This is a genomic window from Pseudomonas sp. B424, assembly GCF_055408345.1.
Genome location: NZ_JBUZTL010000018.1, coordinates 1 through 15410 on the forward strand (window position 1 = coordinate 1; position 15410 = coordinate 15410).

At 57.3% G+C, this 15410-nt stretch carries 14 protein-coding genes; 11 read left to right on the plus strand and 3 right to left on the minus strand.

The window, feature by feature from the left end; all coding sequences use genetic code 11:
* Positions 1-207: 207 nt before the first annotated feature.
* Positions 208-840 carry a helix-turn-helix domain-containing protein gene (locus ACZRMS_RS18700; RefSeq protein ID WP_463996511.1) on the minus strand — a complete coding sequence of 211 codons (633 nt, stop codon included), beginning with the start codon at positions 838-840 and terminating at the stop codon, positions 208-210.
* Positions 841-1052: 212 nt separating this feature from the next.
* Between ACZRMS_RS18700 and ACZRMS_RS18705 the strand changes: the two genes are divergently transcribed.
* The 5 genes from ACZRMS_RS18705 (at position 1053) to ACZRMS_RS18725 (ending at position 7661) form a co-directional block, all read left to right on the plus strand.
* Positions 1053-2075, plus strand: coding sequence for an aldo/keto reductase (locus ACZRMS_RS18705; RefSeq protein ID WP_463996512.1), 1023 nt, complete (start codon positions 1053-1055; stop codon positions 2073-2075).
* A 196-nt stretch (positions 2076-2271) separates the two neighbouring features.
* Positions 2272-3531, plus strand: a complete 1260-nt coding sequence (locus tag ACZRMS_RS18710) for a hypothetical protein (RefSeq protein WP_463996513.1) — start codon at positions 2272-2274, stop codon at positions 3529-3531.
* A 24-nt stretch (positions 3532-3555) separates the two neighbouring features.
* A complete protein-coding gene (locus ACZRMS_RS18715; protein ID WP_463996514.1) occupies positions 3556-4410 on the plus strand; it encodes an SH3 domain-containing protein in 855 nt (284 codons plus the stop codon).
* A gap of 8 nt (positions 4411-4418) precedes the next feature.
* The gene (locus ACZRMS_RS18720) at positions 4419-6434 is read left to right on the plus strand and encodes a hypothetical protein (RefSeq protein WP_463996515.1); all 2016 of its coding nucleotides are present in this window, start codon (positions 4419-4421) and stop codon (positions 6432-6434) included.
* A gap of 12 nt (positions 6435-6446) precedes the next feature.
* Entirely contained in the window at positions 6447-7661 is a 1215-nt protein-coding gene (locus ACZRMS_RS18725; protein ID WP_463996516.1) for a hypothetical protein, read from the plus strand.
* 107 nt (positions 7662-7768) lie between these two features.
* Here the strand turns inward: ACZRMS_RS18725 and ACZRMS_RS18730 are convergent, their stop codons facing one another.
* A complete protein-coding gene (locus tag ACZRMS_RS18730) occupies positions 7769-8551 on the minus strand; it encodes an AraC family transcriptional regulator (protein ID WP_463996517.1) in 783 nt (260 codons plus the stop codon).
* Between the two features lie 119 nt (positions 8552-8670).
* Here ACZRMS_RS18730 and ACZRMS_RS18735 point away from each other — a divergent pair, with 119 nt between their 5' ends.
* Positions 8671-9570: an EamA family transporter gene (locus tag ACZRMS_RS18735; RefSeq protein WP_463996518.1), complete on the plus strand. Its 900-nt coding sequence runs from the start codon at positions 8671-8673 to the stop codon at positions 9568-9570.
* A 220-nt stretch (positions 9571-9790) separates the two neighbouring features.
* Here ACZRMS_RS18735 and ACZRMS_RS18740 read toward each other — a convergent pair whose 3' ends face one another.
* On the minus strand, positions 9791-10666 hold the full coding sequence (locus ACZRMS_RS18740; RefSeq protein ID WP_463996519.1) for a hypothetical protein: 876 nt from the start codon (positions 10664-10666) through the stop codon (positions 9791-9793).
* 816 nt (positions 10667-11482) lie between these two features.
* On the opposite strand from ACZRMS_RS18740, the gene ACZRMS_RS18745 reads away from it, so the two are divergent.
* The 5 genes from ACZRMS_RS18745 (at position 11483) to ACZRMS_RS18765 (ending at position 15408) form a co-directional block, all read left to right on the plus strand.
* The gene (locus tag ACZRMS_RS18745) at positions 11483-11668 is read left to right on the plus strand and encodes a helix-turn-helix transcriptional regulator (protein WP_463996520.1); all 186 of its coding nucleotides are present in this window, start codon (positions 11483-11485) and stop codon (positions 11666-11668) included.
* A 449-nt stretch (positions 11669-12117) separates the two neighbouring features.
* A complete protein-coding gene (locus ACZRMS_RS18750; RefSeq protein ID WP_463996521.1) occupies positions 12118-12786 on the plus strand; it encodes an inovirus Gp2 family protein in 669 nt (222 codons plus the stop codon).
* Positions 12787-13138: 352 nt separating this feature from the next.
* A complete protein-coding gene (locus ACZRMS_RS18755; protein ID WP_305504421.1) occupies positions 13139-14065 on the plus strand; it encodes a WYL domain-containing protein in 927 nt (308 codons plus the stop codon).
* Positions 14066-14072: 7 nt separating this feature from the next.
* The gene (locus ACZRMS_RS18760; RefSeq protein ID WP_463996522.1) at positions 14073-14870 is read left to right on the plus strand and encodes a hypothetical protein; all 798 of its coding nucleotides are present in this window, start codon (positions 14073-14075) and stop codon (positions 14868-14870) included.
* A 4-nt stretch (positions 14871-14874) separates the two neighbouring features.
* Positions 14875-15408: a BREX protein BrxB domain-containing protein gene (locus ACZRMS_RS18765; protein ID WP_463996523.1), complete on the plus strand. Its 534-nt coding sequence runs from the start codon at positions 14875-14877 to the stop codon at positions 15406-15408.
* Positions 15409-15410 lie beyond the last annotated feature (2 nt).

The window sequence follows — 15410 nt, forward strand, 5'->3', positions numbered from 1 at the left end:
AGGCGCCACAGCTACAACGGATACCACTCTCCAGTAGCAGCGGAAAAGATGGCGGCGTGAGAACCGAAAAGAATGTCCGAAATTACTGGACCAGTTCAGGCTCGCTCCCACCAGAGCAGCGAAATACCATAAGTCTACGTCGCGCTGGTTTTTTATTGAGCGTGCGCAGGTGCAGTTTTTGTGGGAGCTGGCTCCCACAGTAACCATTCAGCGCCACGATGGCTGGGCCAGATACGCGACGGTCTCGCTGTCCAGCAGGTTGCGGTAGGTGTGGGGGTGCTCGGCGCGGAACAGGATCGAATCGCCGGTATGCAGCACAAAGTGTTCATCCTCAATGCTCAGCTCCAGGCTGCCCTGCGCGACCACCAGATTTTTCTGTACGCAGTGCTCGTGGCCCGGCACGTGTTCTTCTGCCAGGGGGGCCAGACGCAGCTCGTAAAACCCAACCAGCGGCTCTGCCTGTGCCGGGCACAAGGCGCGGCGAGTAACAGTGCCGGCAGCGTTGACCTGCAGGGTACCGTCTTGCGCAGGCAGCAACAGGGCTCCATGGGGTTCGAAGGGGGAGAGGAATTCGGCGATCGAGACCTTTAGAGCACCTGCAATCTTGCACAGCACTTTGATCGAAGGAATGCTGCGGCCCGCTTCTATCTGCACGATCAGCGCCCGCCGCACGCCACTGGAATGGGCCAGCACATCCAGAGACACCTGACCCTTGTCACGCAAGCGCCGCAGGTTCTGGCTGATCCGCCTGGCCGTGGGGTCGTCGCCCCGTTGATCGCGCTCTGGCAGGCTGAAAGGAATGCTGCCGCTGCTGTCGAGAAAGCCGGTTGGAATGTTCATGGGCGCTACTTCATGCAATCCGAAACCCATGAGATTACCGAGGGTTGCTTAGATCTATAAATAATTATTTAGGAACTTTAAATACCAATATTGAATAAGCAGCAAGCTGATCAAACGGCTCTATAGTTATACCCCGTTGGGCGTTGACCACCCCAACCCCGCTGACTAAGGTTGGCGCCACTCGATTTCAGGTCACAACGCAGGGAGTCATCATGAGCGACATCCAGTACCGCAACCTGGGACGTAACGGCGTGAAGGTTTCGCCCATTACTCTGGGGACCATGATGTTCGGCGGGCAAACCCCGGACGACGTCGCCCGGCGGATCACCGACCGTGCGTTCGAGCAGGGCATCAACTCCATCGACACCGCCAACGTCTATAACGCCGGTGCTTCGGAAGAAGTGGTCGGCCGCTTGATCGGCGAACGCCGTCAGCACTGGGTACTGGCTACCAAGTTCGGCTATCCCGAGCCCGGTGGCAGTGGCCCGAACAACAGCGGTGCTTCGCGCCAGAACATCATTGCGTCGGTCGAGGCCAGCCTCAAGCGCCTGAACACTGACTACATCGACCTCTTCTACCTGCACCGCGAAGACCACGACACGCCAGTGGACCAGACCCTGCGCGCCCTTGACGACCTGATCCGCGCAGGCAAGATCCGCGGTTACGGGCTATCCAACCATCGCGGCTGGAAACTCGCCGAGTTCAGCCGCACCGCCGACCTGCTGGGCATCCAGCGGCCCAGCGTGAGCCAGCCCCTGTACAACCTGGCCAACCGTCAGATCGAGGTCGAACACTTGCCGGCTGCCGAGCATTACGGCATTGGCGTGATCTCCTACAGCCCGCTGGCCCGTGGCGTGCTCACGGGTAAATACGATCCGAACCAGCCCCCGGGCCAGGACACCCGCGCCGGGCGCAACGACCTGCGCCTGCAGCAGACGGAATGGCGCCCGGAATCCCTCAGCCTCGCCCAGCGCATCCGTGAGCACGCCGAACAGCGTGGCATCAGTGCCGGGCAGTTCGCCCTGGCCTGGGTGCTGAACAACGCCCTGATTTCTTCGGCGATTGCGGGGCCGCGTACCGAACAGCAGTGGGAAGACTACGTGCCAGCGCTGAACTACCGCTTCACCGAGCAGGATGAGGCGCTTGTGAATGAGCTGGTGGTGACCGGGCATTCGTCGACACCGGGTTACAACGACCCGAGTCACCCGTTTTTTGGGCGCAAACCCCTCGGTTGAACCTGCAGGTCTTGCGCCCGCAAGCACGCCTTGCGGGCGCAGGCCTTGAATATGCAGCGATACAGCAACATGTGTTCTTGAATGACGGCACGATTTTGGGTGGTATGGCCAGAGCTTAGCTGGCAAAATGCCAGCCGCTTTGCGCGCACCTCACCATCTACTGCGCACGGCCCGAATTCTGACAAGGAACAGTTGGATGCTCGTCGCACTTGATGCTTTGAACGCGATTTATCTGATCTGCTGCCTTCTGTTCAACGCGGAACTCTTGAACATGGCAGGGGCCGATATCCCCCTCAAAAAACTCGAAGACCTTGAGACCTATAGCCAGGTCCTGGCTTCGACCAGTATGTGCATGCTGGTCTGGCGTCTGTGCTACTGGCGTTATCGGGCCCGGGGCAAGGTGCTGTGGATCTCGCTTGTCGCCTCGACCCTGATCGTTACGCCGGCCACCTGGTGGTTTCAAGGCGCTGCGCCCGACTGGATTGCCGAACAGTTCCCGGGCTCTCTGCGGGTCAGCAGCCTGTACGCCTACGTGACCAAAAAAGGGCTGTTGTATGACTCGCTGAATATCCCCGGGCTGCCGTACAAGGCCTACAAGGATCAAGGAGAGGGCAAGGCCTTTATCGCCAACCTCGGGGTGTTGATGAGCGTCCAGGGTTCGTACGTCAACCGTATCGACAAGAACTTTCAGGGTTTTGCTGCTGCCGTGTTCCGCGGCTATACCGCCCGCAACGGCGACGCCCTGTACGAGCGGCTCAATGAAACCGTCGTGCCCGATGTTGACGACATCATCCGCGAGTACACCAAGCTTGAAGGGTTTCGTGCAGCAGGGATTGCGGGGCATGAGCACAAACCCATCCCGTGGCCGCGAGGGGATCGCGACCTGGGCTATCAGCCCACGATCGATGAATACGCCAGATCGATCAGCCCGGGGGTAAGAAGCCGCGACGCGCTGATGAATTCAGACGAAATCCGCCACATGGCCAAAAGCACCCTGGGACCCTTTTACGTGAAAGGGATGAACCTGCTGGCGACGCGCCAACAATTCCAGAGCTATCTGCCCGCGATTGCCGAGAACATGGCGTTCGATGTGGCCCACACGGACATCAAGGGTCTGGAAGGGCTGAATGTGGTGAAGAACATGTGGTTCATCCCGTTTTCACTGTTGAGCGGGTTGTTCTTCGGCGCCATCAGCCTGGTGGTGTTGATCATTTCCGGCATTGAAGCCCTGAGCCGTTTGCCCGGACGCATTCGTTTCGTGCGCCCGGCCGCCATTGCCTTGATCGTCATTGTGCCTTTGGCCTTGAGCAACGGCATTGTCGATTCGGCCGGGTACCGCGATGCATTCAGAAGCCTGGGCCGGCAACCGATGGTCGTGGCCTCGGTGTTCAACTGGGCAATGACCTCGCAGGCCATGCTTTACAACCTGACAAAGCCTCTGCTGAGAGCGGAGTGAAGAAACATAAAAGGGAGATTCACCGTGCGTAACAAATTCATCGTTTCAATCCTTGCGGTCGCGATTGCGGCCAGTTCGGGCTGTGCCCAGATGGGTATCAACAAGCAGCAGGCCGGTACCGCCATCGGCGCTGTCGCGGGCGCAGTGGCCGGATCCTTTATGGGCAAGGGCAATGGCAAAATCATCGCCGTGTTGCTGACCAGTACCCTCGGCGGCTACATCGGCAACAAGATTGGCGCAAAGCTTGATGATCAAGACCGTCAGGCTCTGGCACAGCGCACTCAAGACGTGCTGAACCAGCCAGCCACGGCCTCGGGGCAGCCTGTGAAGTGGACCTCCGCGCACTCGGGCGCGACTGCCGAGATCGTCCAGGGCAAAGAGTTCACCGACACCAAAACCGTTGAAGTCAAACGTGCTCCCAAGATTGCTGCGGTGCCGTCGATGAAGCTTATCAACGAGCCGTACATGACCAAGAGCAGCTCCAACGTCCGCTCGGCGCCCAACAAAAATGCGGGCAAGGTCGGCGGTTTGCAGCCAGGCACGGAGTTCACCGCAGTGGGTTCTACCGGCGACTGGATCCTGGTGGGCCGCAAGGGTGTGACCGTGGGTTATGTGCACAAAGGCCTGGTCGAGCCAAAGTCTGTGGCCATGGCCAAAAACATCAAGCCGGCTGCCAACCTCGACGAGATGAATGTCTCGGCCGACAAGGAAACCCGTGCGTTTGACCTGGACTCGATCCCGTCGCTGCCAACCCAGCAGGTTGTGGCACAAACCTCGTGCCGCCCCGTGACCGTAAGCCTCAAAGCGGCAGACGGCGACAGCGAGCAGGAAAACAGCACCTTCTGCAAGCAAGCCAACGGCACCTGGGAACTCATCTAAGGAACCCCATGAAGAACCATGCACTTGCCCTCGCAGTGGTGAGTGCTTGGGGCCTTGCGCCTCAAGCTTACTCACATGAATTAGCCTACTCCAAGTCTGAACAGATCCACGTAGTGGTTGAAGGGGAGGCGAACACCTGGTGCAAACCGGAGATCGCCATCACCATGCAACGCCCGGCCTGGGATGATCAGAAGCCGTTGAACGTGCTGCTGAGCAAACTGCCCTTTATCCTCGAGCAAGAATGCCCGCGCGCCAGCGTCAGCTGGAAAGCCGTCGATGCAACGGGCAATGTCTACGCCACCGGCACCGGCAATGCGACACACCTGGGGCTCGCGACATTGACCGCAGCCGCAGCCGCGCCTGCTCAAGCGCCGGTTGTGGCCCCAGTTGCAGCCGCTCCGGTTGTGGCGGCCGCGCCTGCCGTGGTTGTAGCTCCGGTTGTTGCACCTGCCCCGGCCGTGGTCGTGGCTCCGGTTGTGGCGCCAGTGGCTGACGTAGTAGTGGTCCCGGTTGTGGCGCCCGCGCCTGCCGTGGTCGTGGCTCCGGTTGTGGCGCCCGCGCCTGCCGTAGTCGTGGCCCCGGTTGCAGCGCCTGTGGTTGCTGAAGTCGCTACTCCGGCTGTGGCACCCGCGCCGGCCGTGGTTGTGGCTCCGGTTGCAGCACCCGCGCCCGCCGTAGTTGCCGCCCCTGCCGCCCCTGCCGCAATTGCGGTAATCCCGGTCGCCCCGCCAGCGCCTCAGGCTGCAATTGCTGCGGCACCTACCGCTGACTTTGGCCGCTCGCTGGCAGTGGGCAACAAGAACCTGATTTCCGTCACCGACGGTGCGGGCTGCAAGTGGCTGCTCAGCAAATCGGCGATGGATTCCAGCGACCCGAGCATTGCGTTCGCGTCCTCCCCGGCCATGCCGTGTGCCGTGTCCGGCTATGCCGAAGGCGAGTTCGACAAGTTGCGCTGGTCGATCCCCAACACCTACCGCGGCGACTCATGGAACCGCACATACGTCCACCCAAGCGGGCTGATGTTCAGTCAATCGGCTGCATCGGCGGTCAAAGGCAAGGCACTGTCCTACCTCAGCCCCAATGCTGATCAGGCCTTGTTCGAAGTGGGTGAAATCCCGGCCCGTGGCATGAAGGTCTACCTGGCATTCCAGCGCTCCAAATACCGCGTGCTCACGCCATTCAGCGGCAACCCGTATTACGTGGCGGTCACAACGAACGACGGGTTTGCACTGGACCCGGTCGAGTACAAGCAGGCCGTGGTTGAGGTCTACCAGTTGATCAAGGCCACCTCGCCTTCGACCGTCGGGGTACAGAACCTGTTTATCGCCAAGAACCTGGACACCCTGTACCCGGAGGGTTACTCCTCCAGCGATGACTTGAAGATCGTTCGCACCCGCATGGGTGAAAACCGCGGCGAGTTTTACTTCGATGTGCGTGAAGGCAACAACTACACCAAACGCCGTGAAGAGATCCGTGTGCGCGAAGCCCGCCGTCAGCAAGAGCAACTGGCGCAATTGCACGCCCGCATTCTCAACCGCTACGAGCAGTTGAAAGCCGGCATGAAGGAATTTGAAGGTCGCGAAACTGAAGCCCTGGCCCAGATGGCAGGGATCAAGGTAGCGTTCCCGACGCCGATGGCCATGCTTAACCCGTCGAGCTCAAAATCTGCGGAACCGATGATGATTCACGTCACGGGCAAACGCGGTGACTTCTACGAAATCGACTTCCCGCGCAAAGGCCGGGTGCAGGCCGATACCGACCTGCAAGAGCAGTGGTATGTGCTGTATGCCGCGAACATGACGCCGTACGTGCCGCTGGTGGATGGCCGCGCTATCCCGACATTCCGCGTGTATTCGGCGGGTACGCCTGAAGCCTGCCAGCAGGATCACTGCGCAGACCGGGTGTCTTTCGGTGTGGTACTGGCCAAGGAGTTTCCGAACGCCGGTATCGACTTCAGCTGGACCCCTGAAGTGTCCCAGCAGTATGTGACTGCCTGGCAGCAAGCATCTGCCCAAATTGAGTAAGGCCCCGCCACTATGAAAACGATGAACAAGAAGCAAATCATCATCGCCGCCGCGGCCGCTGTTGTAGTCGTATTGGGTGTGACGGTTTCGATGATGTCGAGCGCCGGCAAGAAGAAAACCCAGGGTTATTACGATGACTTGAAAGAGCAGTTCTTTCTGGCAGACGTGTTGAACGAAGGGGATGTTTCCTATTCCGTCTTCTCCGGCAACCTCACGGTGACCGATCCTGAGATTCGACTGGTTGCCGCGCAAACCAACGGTACTGAAACTTTCCTCAAAGGCATGCTGACATTGCTGGCGGGCGCCAACGGTGCAGCCAACGAAACCGGCCTGGCGGCCTGGTCGCGTTACTTGCTGGACGCCACCACCGGTGGTGGTCGTGCAGGCGGGGTGTACCTCAAGGCCGACTCCCTGAAAATCAGCCGCTCCGGCGATAGCAAGGATGGCGAAATCCGGGTCCAGCTCAAGGGCCTGGACATGGCCAACCCCTACATCTCCCACAAAGGTTCTGACGTGGTACTGGTCTCGGATGTCGCCGATGAGATCCAGCCCCGCGCCGAGGTGGAAGCCAACGGGCGTGTGGTTAACTCCAGCTATTCGTGGGGCAGCAACACGGTTGCCCGCCTGCCGTTCGCCGGGGCTTTCCTGAGCACTGCGACGGGGGATATCGGCACCAAGGTTGATCTGGACTTCACCCTCAAGCGCTCCGACGATGGCGAAGGCTCGATGAAGTTTGTCGTGGTTCACCGCAACGACGGCAGCGAGACGGGCCGTATTACCCGCCAGGCCGAGTTCGCCTCGATCCCGGAGCTCGATGACGTCCAGGAACTGCTGAAAGGCGCATACAGCGGCTTCATCATGGGGGCCTACAACACCTCCATGGGGCAATCGGTACTCTCCGATGCGGCGGCCAACTTTGCCCGTAAAGCCAAGGTGGCCAACTACTCGCTGACCTACAAAGGGTTTGATCCGCTGGAAGATGGCTTCAAGGCGTACAAGGCTGCCACCAAGCGTCAGGACTTCGAGGGCTACTGCGCGCAGACGGGCCTTTCAATGTTCCAGAACGACTTCGGTGCCAAGGCCAAAAAGCACAGTGATTCGGAGTGTGCGATCGCCGCGAAGCTGGTCGACGATGGCAAGTTTGAAGAGAGCTACACCTTCAAAGAGGACAAATCCCTGTTTTCAGGCCTGTTTGTCAGCAAGAGCTATACCCTCGAGACGAACTGATCGTCTCACCTGAAACAAGGAGCCCGGTTTGCCGGGCTCCTTGATTCTCCCTTCTCCCTGCGATGACCTGCACCGCGACCTCAGATCGACATGGACGCGGCAGGGCTTTAAAGCCGCTCCTTTGGGAAATACCGACTGGGCACCTCGCCCAGCACCCGGCGAAAAACACTGGTGAAGGCACTCGGGCTGCTATAGCCCAGATCAGTCGCGACACGTGTAATAGCCTCTCCGTTACCCAGACGCACGACTGCTGCCAACAGGCATGCTTGCTGGCGCCATTCGACAAAGCTGATGCCGGTCTGCTGGCGAAACAGCCGAGTGAACGTGCGACGGCTCATGCCGACCTGACGGGTCATCTCATCAATCCCGATTTCCAGTGACGGTTGCGCCAACAGGTTACGGCAGGCCAATGCCAGCCTTGGCTCATCGGGAAGTGGCGCATTGAGGGACAGGGCCGGCATCGCGGCTATCTCGTGGAGTAGCAGATTCATCACCAGCCCCTCCCGCCGGGCTTCGTCATACAGCGGCGCAATATCCGTGGCCTGGATCAGCAGCTGGCGAAGCAGGGGGGATACGCCGAAAACCTGGCAGTGTGCCGGTAGCCCAAGCCGGGCAGTGGCGGGGCTGCGGATGTAAGTGTTGAGCATGGTCACCGGCCCGGCCATGCACATCTCGTGGGGGACGCCCGCCGGTACCCAGATAGCTCGTTGAGGGGGCACCACCCAGTTCCCCTGACTGGTGAACACCGTGATCACCCCGCAGGCGGCATAGGCAAATTGCCCGCGCTGATGGGTATGCAGCGCAAAGTGCTGCCCGTCCTGATAATTATTGGCTGTGACCACCGCGTCGCGGGGCGTGTTTTCGCAGGTGTCGATTTCAGTTTCGCGCATGGCCCGAATTTAATGATTTATGACCTCATAGTGCAAGCGGGCCGCAGCTGCAATTGTTCATAGTGAGGCCTTGGCTGGCGCATACAGCCGGCAGTCCTGCCTATCGGAATTCGAACACCATGCAAAAGAAACACCTGACCCTGGCCGTACTGGTGACGGCGATCTGGGGCTTTAATTTCCCCGTTACCAAACTGGGCCTGGCGGCTATTGATCCGCTGTTGCTGACGGCACTTCGATTCACCCTGGCGGCGTTACCGTGGGTTTTTTTTGTCAAACGCCCACCGATCGCCATCAAGTGGCTGGCGGCGTATGGATTAATTTTTGGTGTGGCGATGTGGGCGCTGATCAACCTGGGCATCGAATGGGGCGTACCGCCCGGCACTGCCGCGTTGTTGATCCAGTTCAGTGCTTTTTTCACCATGGGCTGGGGGGTGTTGCTGTTTCGCGAACACCTGAGCTCGGGGCAGATGCTGGGGATGGGACTCGCCGTGTTGGGGCTGCTCAGCATCATCCTCGCCAGCCCCGGTCACGGGACGACCCTGGGTTATGGCTTGTTGCTGGTCAGTGCCTTTAGCTGGAGCGTGGGCAACGTCATCATCAAGCAGTCCAAGGTCCGGGAAATGTTTGCCTTCGTGGTCTGGGCGAGCGTATTTCCGCCGATCCCGTTGCTGGCGCTCACATGGCTGGCGCATGGGCCTGCGCCCTTTGCCGCTTTAGCCACTCAGTTCGAGTGGGTGGCGGTGTTCTCGCTGTTGTTTCAGGTCTACGCGGCAACGCACTTCTGTTATTGGGGTTGGAATTTATTGCTGCGCGAGTACCCGGTGTCCACGGTGGCACCGCTCTCATTGCTGATACCGGTATTCGGGATCGCAGGTTCGATGCTGATGCTGGGGCACAGGGTGGGTTACAGCGAGGGGGTTTCGATGGTGTTGATCCTGTCGGCGCTTGCCGTGGGGTTGATCAAGGGACCTTGGCGTTTGCGCCTGGCGGATAGCCAGAAACAAGAAAGCCCGCACTAGGCGGGCTTCTTGAGGTGTTGCTCAGACTGTCTGAGACAGGTCTGGACAGCTATTTGGTGGAGCCGGGGTAATCTGAACAGAATATATAAGAAATTGATTTTAAATGAAAAATATCGGTTAAAAGATTCTTTGGAATACCATTTGGAATACCAAGGCTTTGGGCTGGCGGTGCAGAGGAAAGGAGGGTGTCCGGCTGGCTCCGTCACCTAAGGTAGTTTTCCTAGCCACCTTTCAGTCTGCTTGTGAAGTACACGCCATCCTCAGACTCCATCGTTATCAGAAGCTCCAAGACTTGAGCTCGTTTCAGCTCGTGCTTTTTTGCCAGCGTATCGAGTAGCTCGATCGCGGTTTTCGATAGCATGACATTAATCTGCTTCTTGTCTGCTGTGCGTTCGTCGAACTGCTTACGGTTCCATCGTTTTTTGATCGTCTGGATGATGGCTTTCATCTCATTGCGGCCGAGCTCTGCTTCATCAAAGTACAGGAGCAGCTCTTTGTAATTGTTGATAGGGAGCTGGTTTTTAAATATGGATACATGGTGCTTCTCTAGCCACTCCCAAGCGCATTTGCAGCGTTTGAGGCCATCCTTTTTGTCTTCGAACCACTCAAAAGCTCTGTCCCCAGCCTTGTGTCTAAGCCAACGATTGTGAAGGCGTTCGATTTCGTCTGCTTTCTTTGCGATATCCACATCCCAGAGATCAAGGATGGCGATGAGATGATTCCTGCCATTGAGTCTTACCAGTCCGCTAGGCAGTCCCTGAGTAGGTCTCAACTCAGTGAGCTCTTCAATCCTGCGAAGTAGCCATCGATGCTGCCGCTCATCTCCCTCAATCCACTTGAGATAGTCATGCGGGACCAGGAATCGGTCCTTTTGAGAGGCTATGTCTTTAAGGTTTTCGGTCTTGCGTTTCAGGAATCTTGCGATCTCGTCCCGCATAGTCGAGCCATTACATGTACTAGCGTCAAACCTAGCCCGCTTGTGTTGGTTTAGGTACAGCCATAGCCAGATGTCATGACGAGTGTTTTGTCGTGGTTCATTGAGTAGCTGGCTCAGCTCGTCAAGCCCGCTATCGTCAACGATAAAAGTCTCGCTCATAGTCACGCTCTATCGATTCTAGAATATTAATACTATTAATTTGGTCTGGTTTTAATGAGATTCTATATGCATTCTATTAGTGTTCTACATTGTTTCTATATAGGATCAATTGAGATTATATGTTTATTATATGAATATTCTAGAATAATTCTTATCATAGTGGCCAGTAAATACGGGCTTTGTAGCCATAAGTGGTTGGCTTTTTAGCAGTGTCTAGTATTTTTTTACCGTGTGAATCGATCCGGACGTTCAAGGCAGTCATGGCGTCAGTGACGTTTTTGTCGCGTTCCTGGAGTTGGTGGTGCATATGGCGTTAAACGTCCATTAGTAAAACGGAGCCTGGTGGGTGCTGATGTCGAGTGGCTGCGAGGTTGTCAGCACATGCTGCTGATGCTTATAGGTTGCGCACGTCAATTTCGGCAAAACGCGGGTGCACAGCGTGCGCGGTTGTTTCGAACGACTGGCCGAGACTGCTTCGAGTCTTTGGAGCGTGGGAAAGGTGGTGGCCGAAGTCGGGCGCGTGCAAAGGTAATTAATACTCTCTGCAAGGTCGAATTGATTCGTCGTCGGACATCTTGGGTAAGGTATTGGCGAAGCTCCCCACTCTGGCGTCTCCGCTTGCAGCAGTTGATCCTCCTGGGTTAAGTGGCGTCAGCCGAGTTTTAGGCTAATAAGTCATCAACTGAGCGGTACGGGCTATGCCGTTCTGGTGAAATTCTCTGCGAAGCCCTGGGCGGTCAACGTTACGCAGTAGGCGTGGTGAGTAATTTTTTACAGACGTTGCGAATCCTCTGAGCGTATTACAGGAGCCCGTTCATGAGGATCATCCGTCTGAAAGAAGTCATCGACTCGACCGGTCTGGCACGGTCGACCATTTACAAGTACATCGGGGAGGGCAGCTTCCCGAAGTCGGTCCCACTGGGTGACCGCTGCGTTGGCTGGGTTGAAAGCGAGGTGCAAGATTGGATCCTGGCAAGGATCGAGGAGCGCGACCTTACCTAGGAGGGCGTCTGAGGTAAGGGCATCTAGTAGCGAGTCATAACTCCCATGATCGGTTTGCAGTCGGTCATGGGGGTTATGCCGGCTGGACCTTGCCAGGCGCTTTCTGGGATTGCCTGGAAACTCTCCACATATACCAGGCAATGTTGCTTCCATTGCCTCAGCCTACTGGGCTTCAAACCGGATCAGGGCATAGTTTTTTACCGGAGTGATAGCGGAGCAAATATGTAAGCGTGGCGGGAGCAGTCGGGTCTCAGTTCCCTCGGTTTTCTGGAGAGGGCTTTCTCGGTGTGGGTATTATGCTTTAGTAGTCCTCACTACCCGCAGGGTTGGTACCGTTATGCATGGCAGCTACTGGCTCCCAAAGCCAGTAGGTTATGTCCTACAAGGTTGCTAATAAAAAAATACACACTGGGCACTGGTTATGAACCTAAGCCCAGTGAGTAGTAACCATGCTTCGTCATCCCGAGAACACCAACCTCCACCTGCACCACGACGACACCTTTGAAGGCCTGCCAGTGATGGTTGAGAAAGGCCCCTTCGTCCGGCAATACCTGTCCCGCTTGAAGCACACCATAGATCTGGCACTTGAGCAATACTCCAGGATATTGGCCTACAGAGTGGATCTCCGTCTGCCAGTCGGCATCGATCTACCTGACCATGCATACAGGAACAAAGTCATCAGCGACTTCATTGAGTCCTTCAAGGCGAAGATCAAGCGCAACCGTGACAAGGCCTGTGAACGGAATCCATGCGCTCATGACTGCAAGGTTCGCTACGTTTGGGCCAGAGAAGTTGGATGGGGAGGGCGACCACACTACCACTTGCTGATCGTGCTCAATCGAGATGCCTACTACACGGTTGGACGGCTGCGATCTGAAGCTGACAATATGATCAGCCGCATGCAAGAAGCATGGGCCAGTGCCTTGGGCCTGGCTGACAATCAAGTTGATGGGCTGGTTGAGATCCCCCGTAATGCGGAATACCGAGTAGATAGGTATGTGCGTGCAGGCGATGAGGACGTGCTGCCGGATCTGTTCTACCGCGCCAGCTACCTGTGCAAGTCTGCTACGAAATCGTATGGGGATCGCCAGCGAAGCTTTGATGCCAGTAAGGGGTAGCTTGGCTAATAGCCAGCCAGAGCAGCACGTTTGGCCGTGGGCACTTGGTCGCAAGATCTGGCTTTTTACTGGATCGTTGCGCAGCGGCAAGCATGCGGCTGCGATCATGATTTGATCCAATTCTCACGGCTCAATGGGCGTGTTTCGAACTTTCCTCTTGCACTGCGCGAGTGCACCTATCCTTCGACTTCTCGCTAAAACTCAGAGCGGGGGGGGCTTTCACTGCGAAAATACTCATCAAAATGATTATAACTACAGATTTATAATGTGCTGCTAGCCGGTTAAAATAGTCTTGGTATGCTATTCAGTATGATGTGCAAAAGCAGTCGATAAACTAAGTGAGCCAGCTACGATGTCCAACGAACGGCTTGAAAATCTCACCCAGCCACAACGCGACCGGCTCGCATTTGTGGAGCTGCGCGTGCGGTTCATCGGGGAGATACGCCGCCAGGATCTAGTAATTCGGTTTGGCATTCAGTCAGCCGCTGCGTCAAGGGACCTGGCGTTGTATAAGGAGTTGGCCCCCGGCAACATTGACTACGACCCCAAAGGCAAGTCCTACATCCTTGGGCCGGACTTTCAGCGCGTCTTCGATTTTCCCTCCGAGCGCGTGCTGTCATGGCTGACCCAAGGCTTCGGCGATGGCGAACCGATGCTACTCAAGGCATGGGTTGCCAGCGAAAGCCCGTCACGGCTCACTCATCCGGATCTAGATGTCCTAGCGAGTGTGACCCGAGCGATCCACCACGAATCTCCGCTTTGCATCGAGTACCACTCGATCTCCAGTGGCCGCACCAAACGTGAGATCGTCCCGTTTGCGTTGATCGATAACGGCCTGCGTTGGCATGTCCGCGCATTTGATCGAAAGTCTCGGGAATTCCGGGACTTCGTCATTACCCGGATCAAACACCCGACCTTAATGAGGGGGGGCGAAGTGCAGCCCCATGAGCGTAGCGACCAGGATATTCAATGGACCCGGATTGTCGAGCTTGAGATGGTGCCCCACCCCGATCAGCCCCGCCCTGAGATCACAGAGATGGACTATGGAATGGTTCGCGGATCTCTACGTGTGAAATTACGGGCTGCTACAGCTGGATACATTCTGCGGCAGTGGAGTGTGGACTGCTCATCTGACCACAGTCTTAACGGTCCCGAATTCAGGCTATGGCTGAAAGATCACTTGGCGCTTTATGGCGTCAAGAATGCTGTGTTGGCGCCTGGCTACTGCCCTCCGACTAACAACGAATCGGCGCCGATGCCGGCTGAACTGCAGGACTGACCTTAAAGTGAAAGTAGAGTACAAGCAGAATAAGTTGCAGCGCCTTGGGTTCAGTTTCGAACGCGGCGGGGTTCACACCGCCCGGACGATGATGCTGGTCGAACTGCGCGCCTTGTTGTCCTATGTGGACAAGGCCGACGCCGTTAAGGCCGAGTATCTCGAAGCAATCCAGACTGCCAATTGCCTCGGCAAGCGTTCAGGAAAAACGCGGACGCTGACTTTCCGGCACCTGGCCGATCTCTACGCGCTGGACCCAGGCTTGCTGGTGTTCCGCGCTCTGCGTTTCTTCTGGCTGCGCGATGTGGATGGGCAGCCACTGTTGGCTGCGCTGTGCGCTTACTCGCGCGATCCCATTCTTCGAGCCACCGCCCCCTTTGTCCTCGGTTTTCAAGAAGGGGCCACCGTTGCCCGTGAGGCGATGGAAGAGTTCATCGACGCTCAAGAACCGGAGCGATTCAGCAAGGCCACGCTAAAGTCCACCGCGCAGAACATCAACTCCTCCTGGACCCAATCGGGCCACCTGGCTGGTCGCGTCCGCAAAGTGCGCACCTGCGCGGTATCGACACCAGGCACGGTGTCCTTGGCACTGCTTCTGGGCTACGTAAGCGGTCTGCGGGGCGAGTCGCTGTTCAAGAGCGACTTCACCCGGATGCTCGACTGTTCCTTCGAAAAGACGATCGAGTTGGCGGAGGACGCCTCGCGCCGGGGCTGGATCTCGCTCAAACGCGTCGGCCAGGTGGTCGAGGTGCTTTTCCCGAACCTGATTACTGCGCAGGAAATGGAGTGGCTACGTGAGCAGAATTAAGCGATTGACTCAGTCCTATAGCAGGTATGTGGCTGTGCCATGGCGCGATGACGCGGCCGCCGCTCAGCGCGTCATCTTCTGCGTCTACCAAGAGACGGAAGAGCTGCGCCTGCGCGCCAAAGTCGACGAGTTTGAGATTGCCACCCGTGCAGCGGGACATGACTGGGCCTTGTTCGACCTGACGGACTCGTTCCCCAACTGGATGGCGTCCCAGCGTTACGCCAAGAGTTACTTCCAAAAGCCCAACCTGCTGTCCACGCTGCTGCCCAAGTACCTCAGCCATATCGAAACCGAGTTCGAGGCCTTCCTGCAGCATAAGAACGTTAGCAAGGACTTTGTCGTGGCGCTCCAGGGCGTTGGATCTCTGTTCGGCTTCCTGAAGGTCAAAGAGGTCGTGGACAAGCTTGCCCCGAAGGTGAAGGGCCGCCTACTGGTGTTCTTCCCTGGCAGCTACGAAGACAACAATTACCGCTTGCTGGATGGGTACGACGGCTGGAACTACCTAGCCGTGCCGATCACCGCAGACAAAGAATTCTGATT

Bases quoted from the DNA above. Each gene is read 5' to 3' on its own strand.
- ACZRMS_RS18700 (WP_463996511.1), bottom strand. From the start codon at position 840: ATGAACATTCCAACCGGCTTTCTCGACAGCAGCGGCAGCATTCCTTTC.
- ACZRMS_RS18705 (WP_463996512.1), top strand. From the start codon at position 1,053: ATGAGCGACATCCAGTACCGCAACCTGGGACGTAACGGCGTGAAGGTT.
- ACZRMS_RS18710 (WP_463996513.1), top strand. From the start codon at position 2,272: ATGCTCGTCGCACTTGATGCTTTGAACGCGATTTATCTGATCTGCTGC.
- ACZRMS_RS18720 (WP_463996515.1), top strand. From the start codon at position 4,419: ATGAAGAACCATGCACTTGCCCTCGCAGTGGTGAGTGCTTGGGGCCTT.
- ACZRMS_RS18725 (WP_463996516.1), top strand. From the start codon at position 6,447: ATGAAAACGATGAACAAGAAGCAAATCATCATCGCCGCCGCGGCCGCT.
- ACZRMS_RS18730 (WP_463996517.1), bottom strand. From the start codon at position 8,551: ATGCGCGAAACTGAAATCGACACCTGCGAAAACACGCCCCGCGACGCG.
- ACZRMS_RS18735 (WP_463996518.1), top strand. From the start codon at position 8,671: ATGCAAAAGAAACACCTGACCCTGGCCGTACTGGTGACGGCGATCTGG.
- ACZRMS_RS18740 (WP_463996519.1), bottom strand. From the start codon at position 10,666: ATGAGCGAGACTTTTATCGTTGACGATAGCGGGCTTGACGAGCTGAGC.
- ACZRMS_RS18745 (WP_463996520.1), top strand. From the start codon at position 11,483: ATGAGGATCATCCGTCTGAAAGAAGTCATCGACTCGACCGGTCTGGCA.
- ACZRMS_RS18750 (WP_463996521.1), top strand. From the start codon at position 12,118: ATGCTTCGTCATCCCGAGAACACCAACCTCCACCTGCACCACGACGAC.
- ACZRMS_RS18755 (WP_305504421.1), top strand. From the start codon at position 13,139: ATGTCCAACGAACGGCTTGAAAATCTCACCCAGCCACAACGCGACCGG.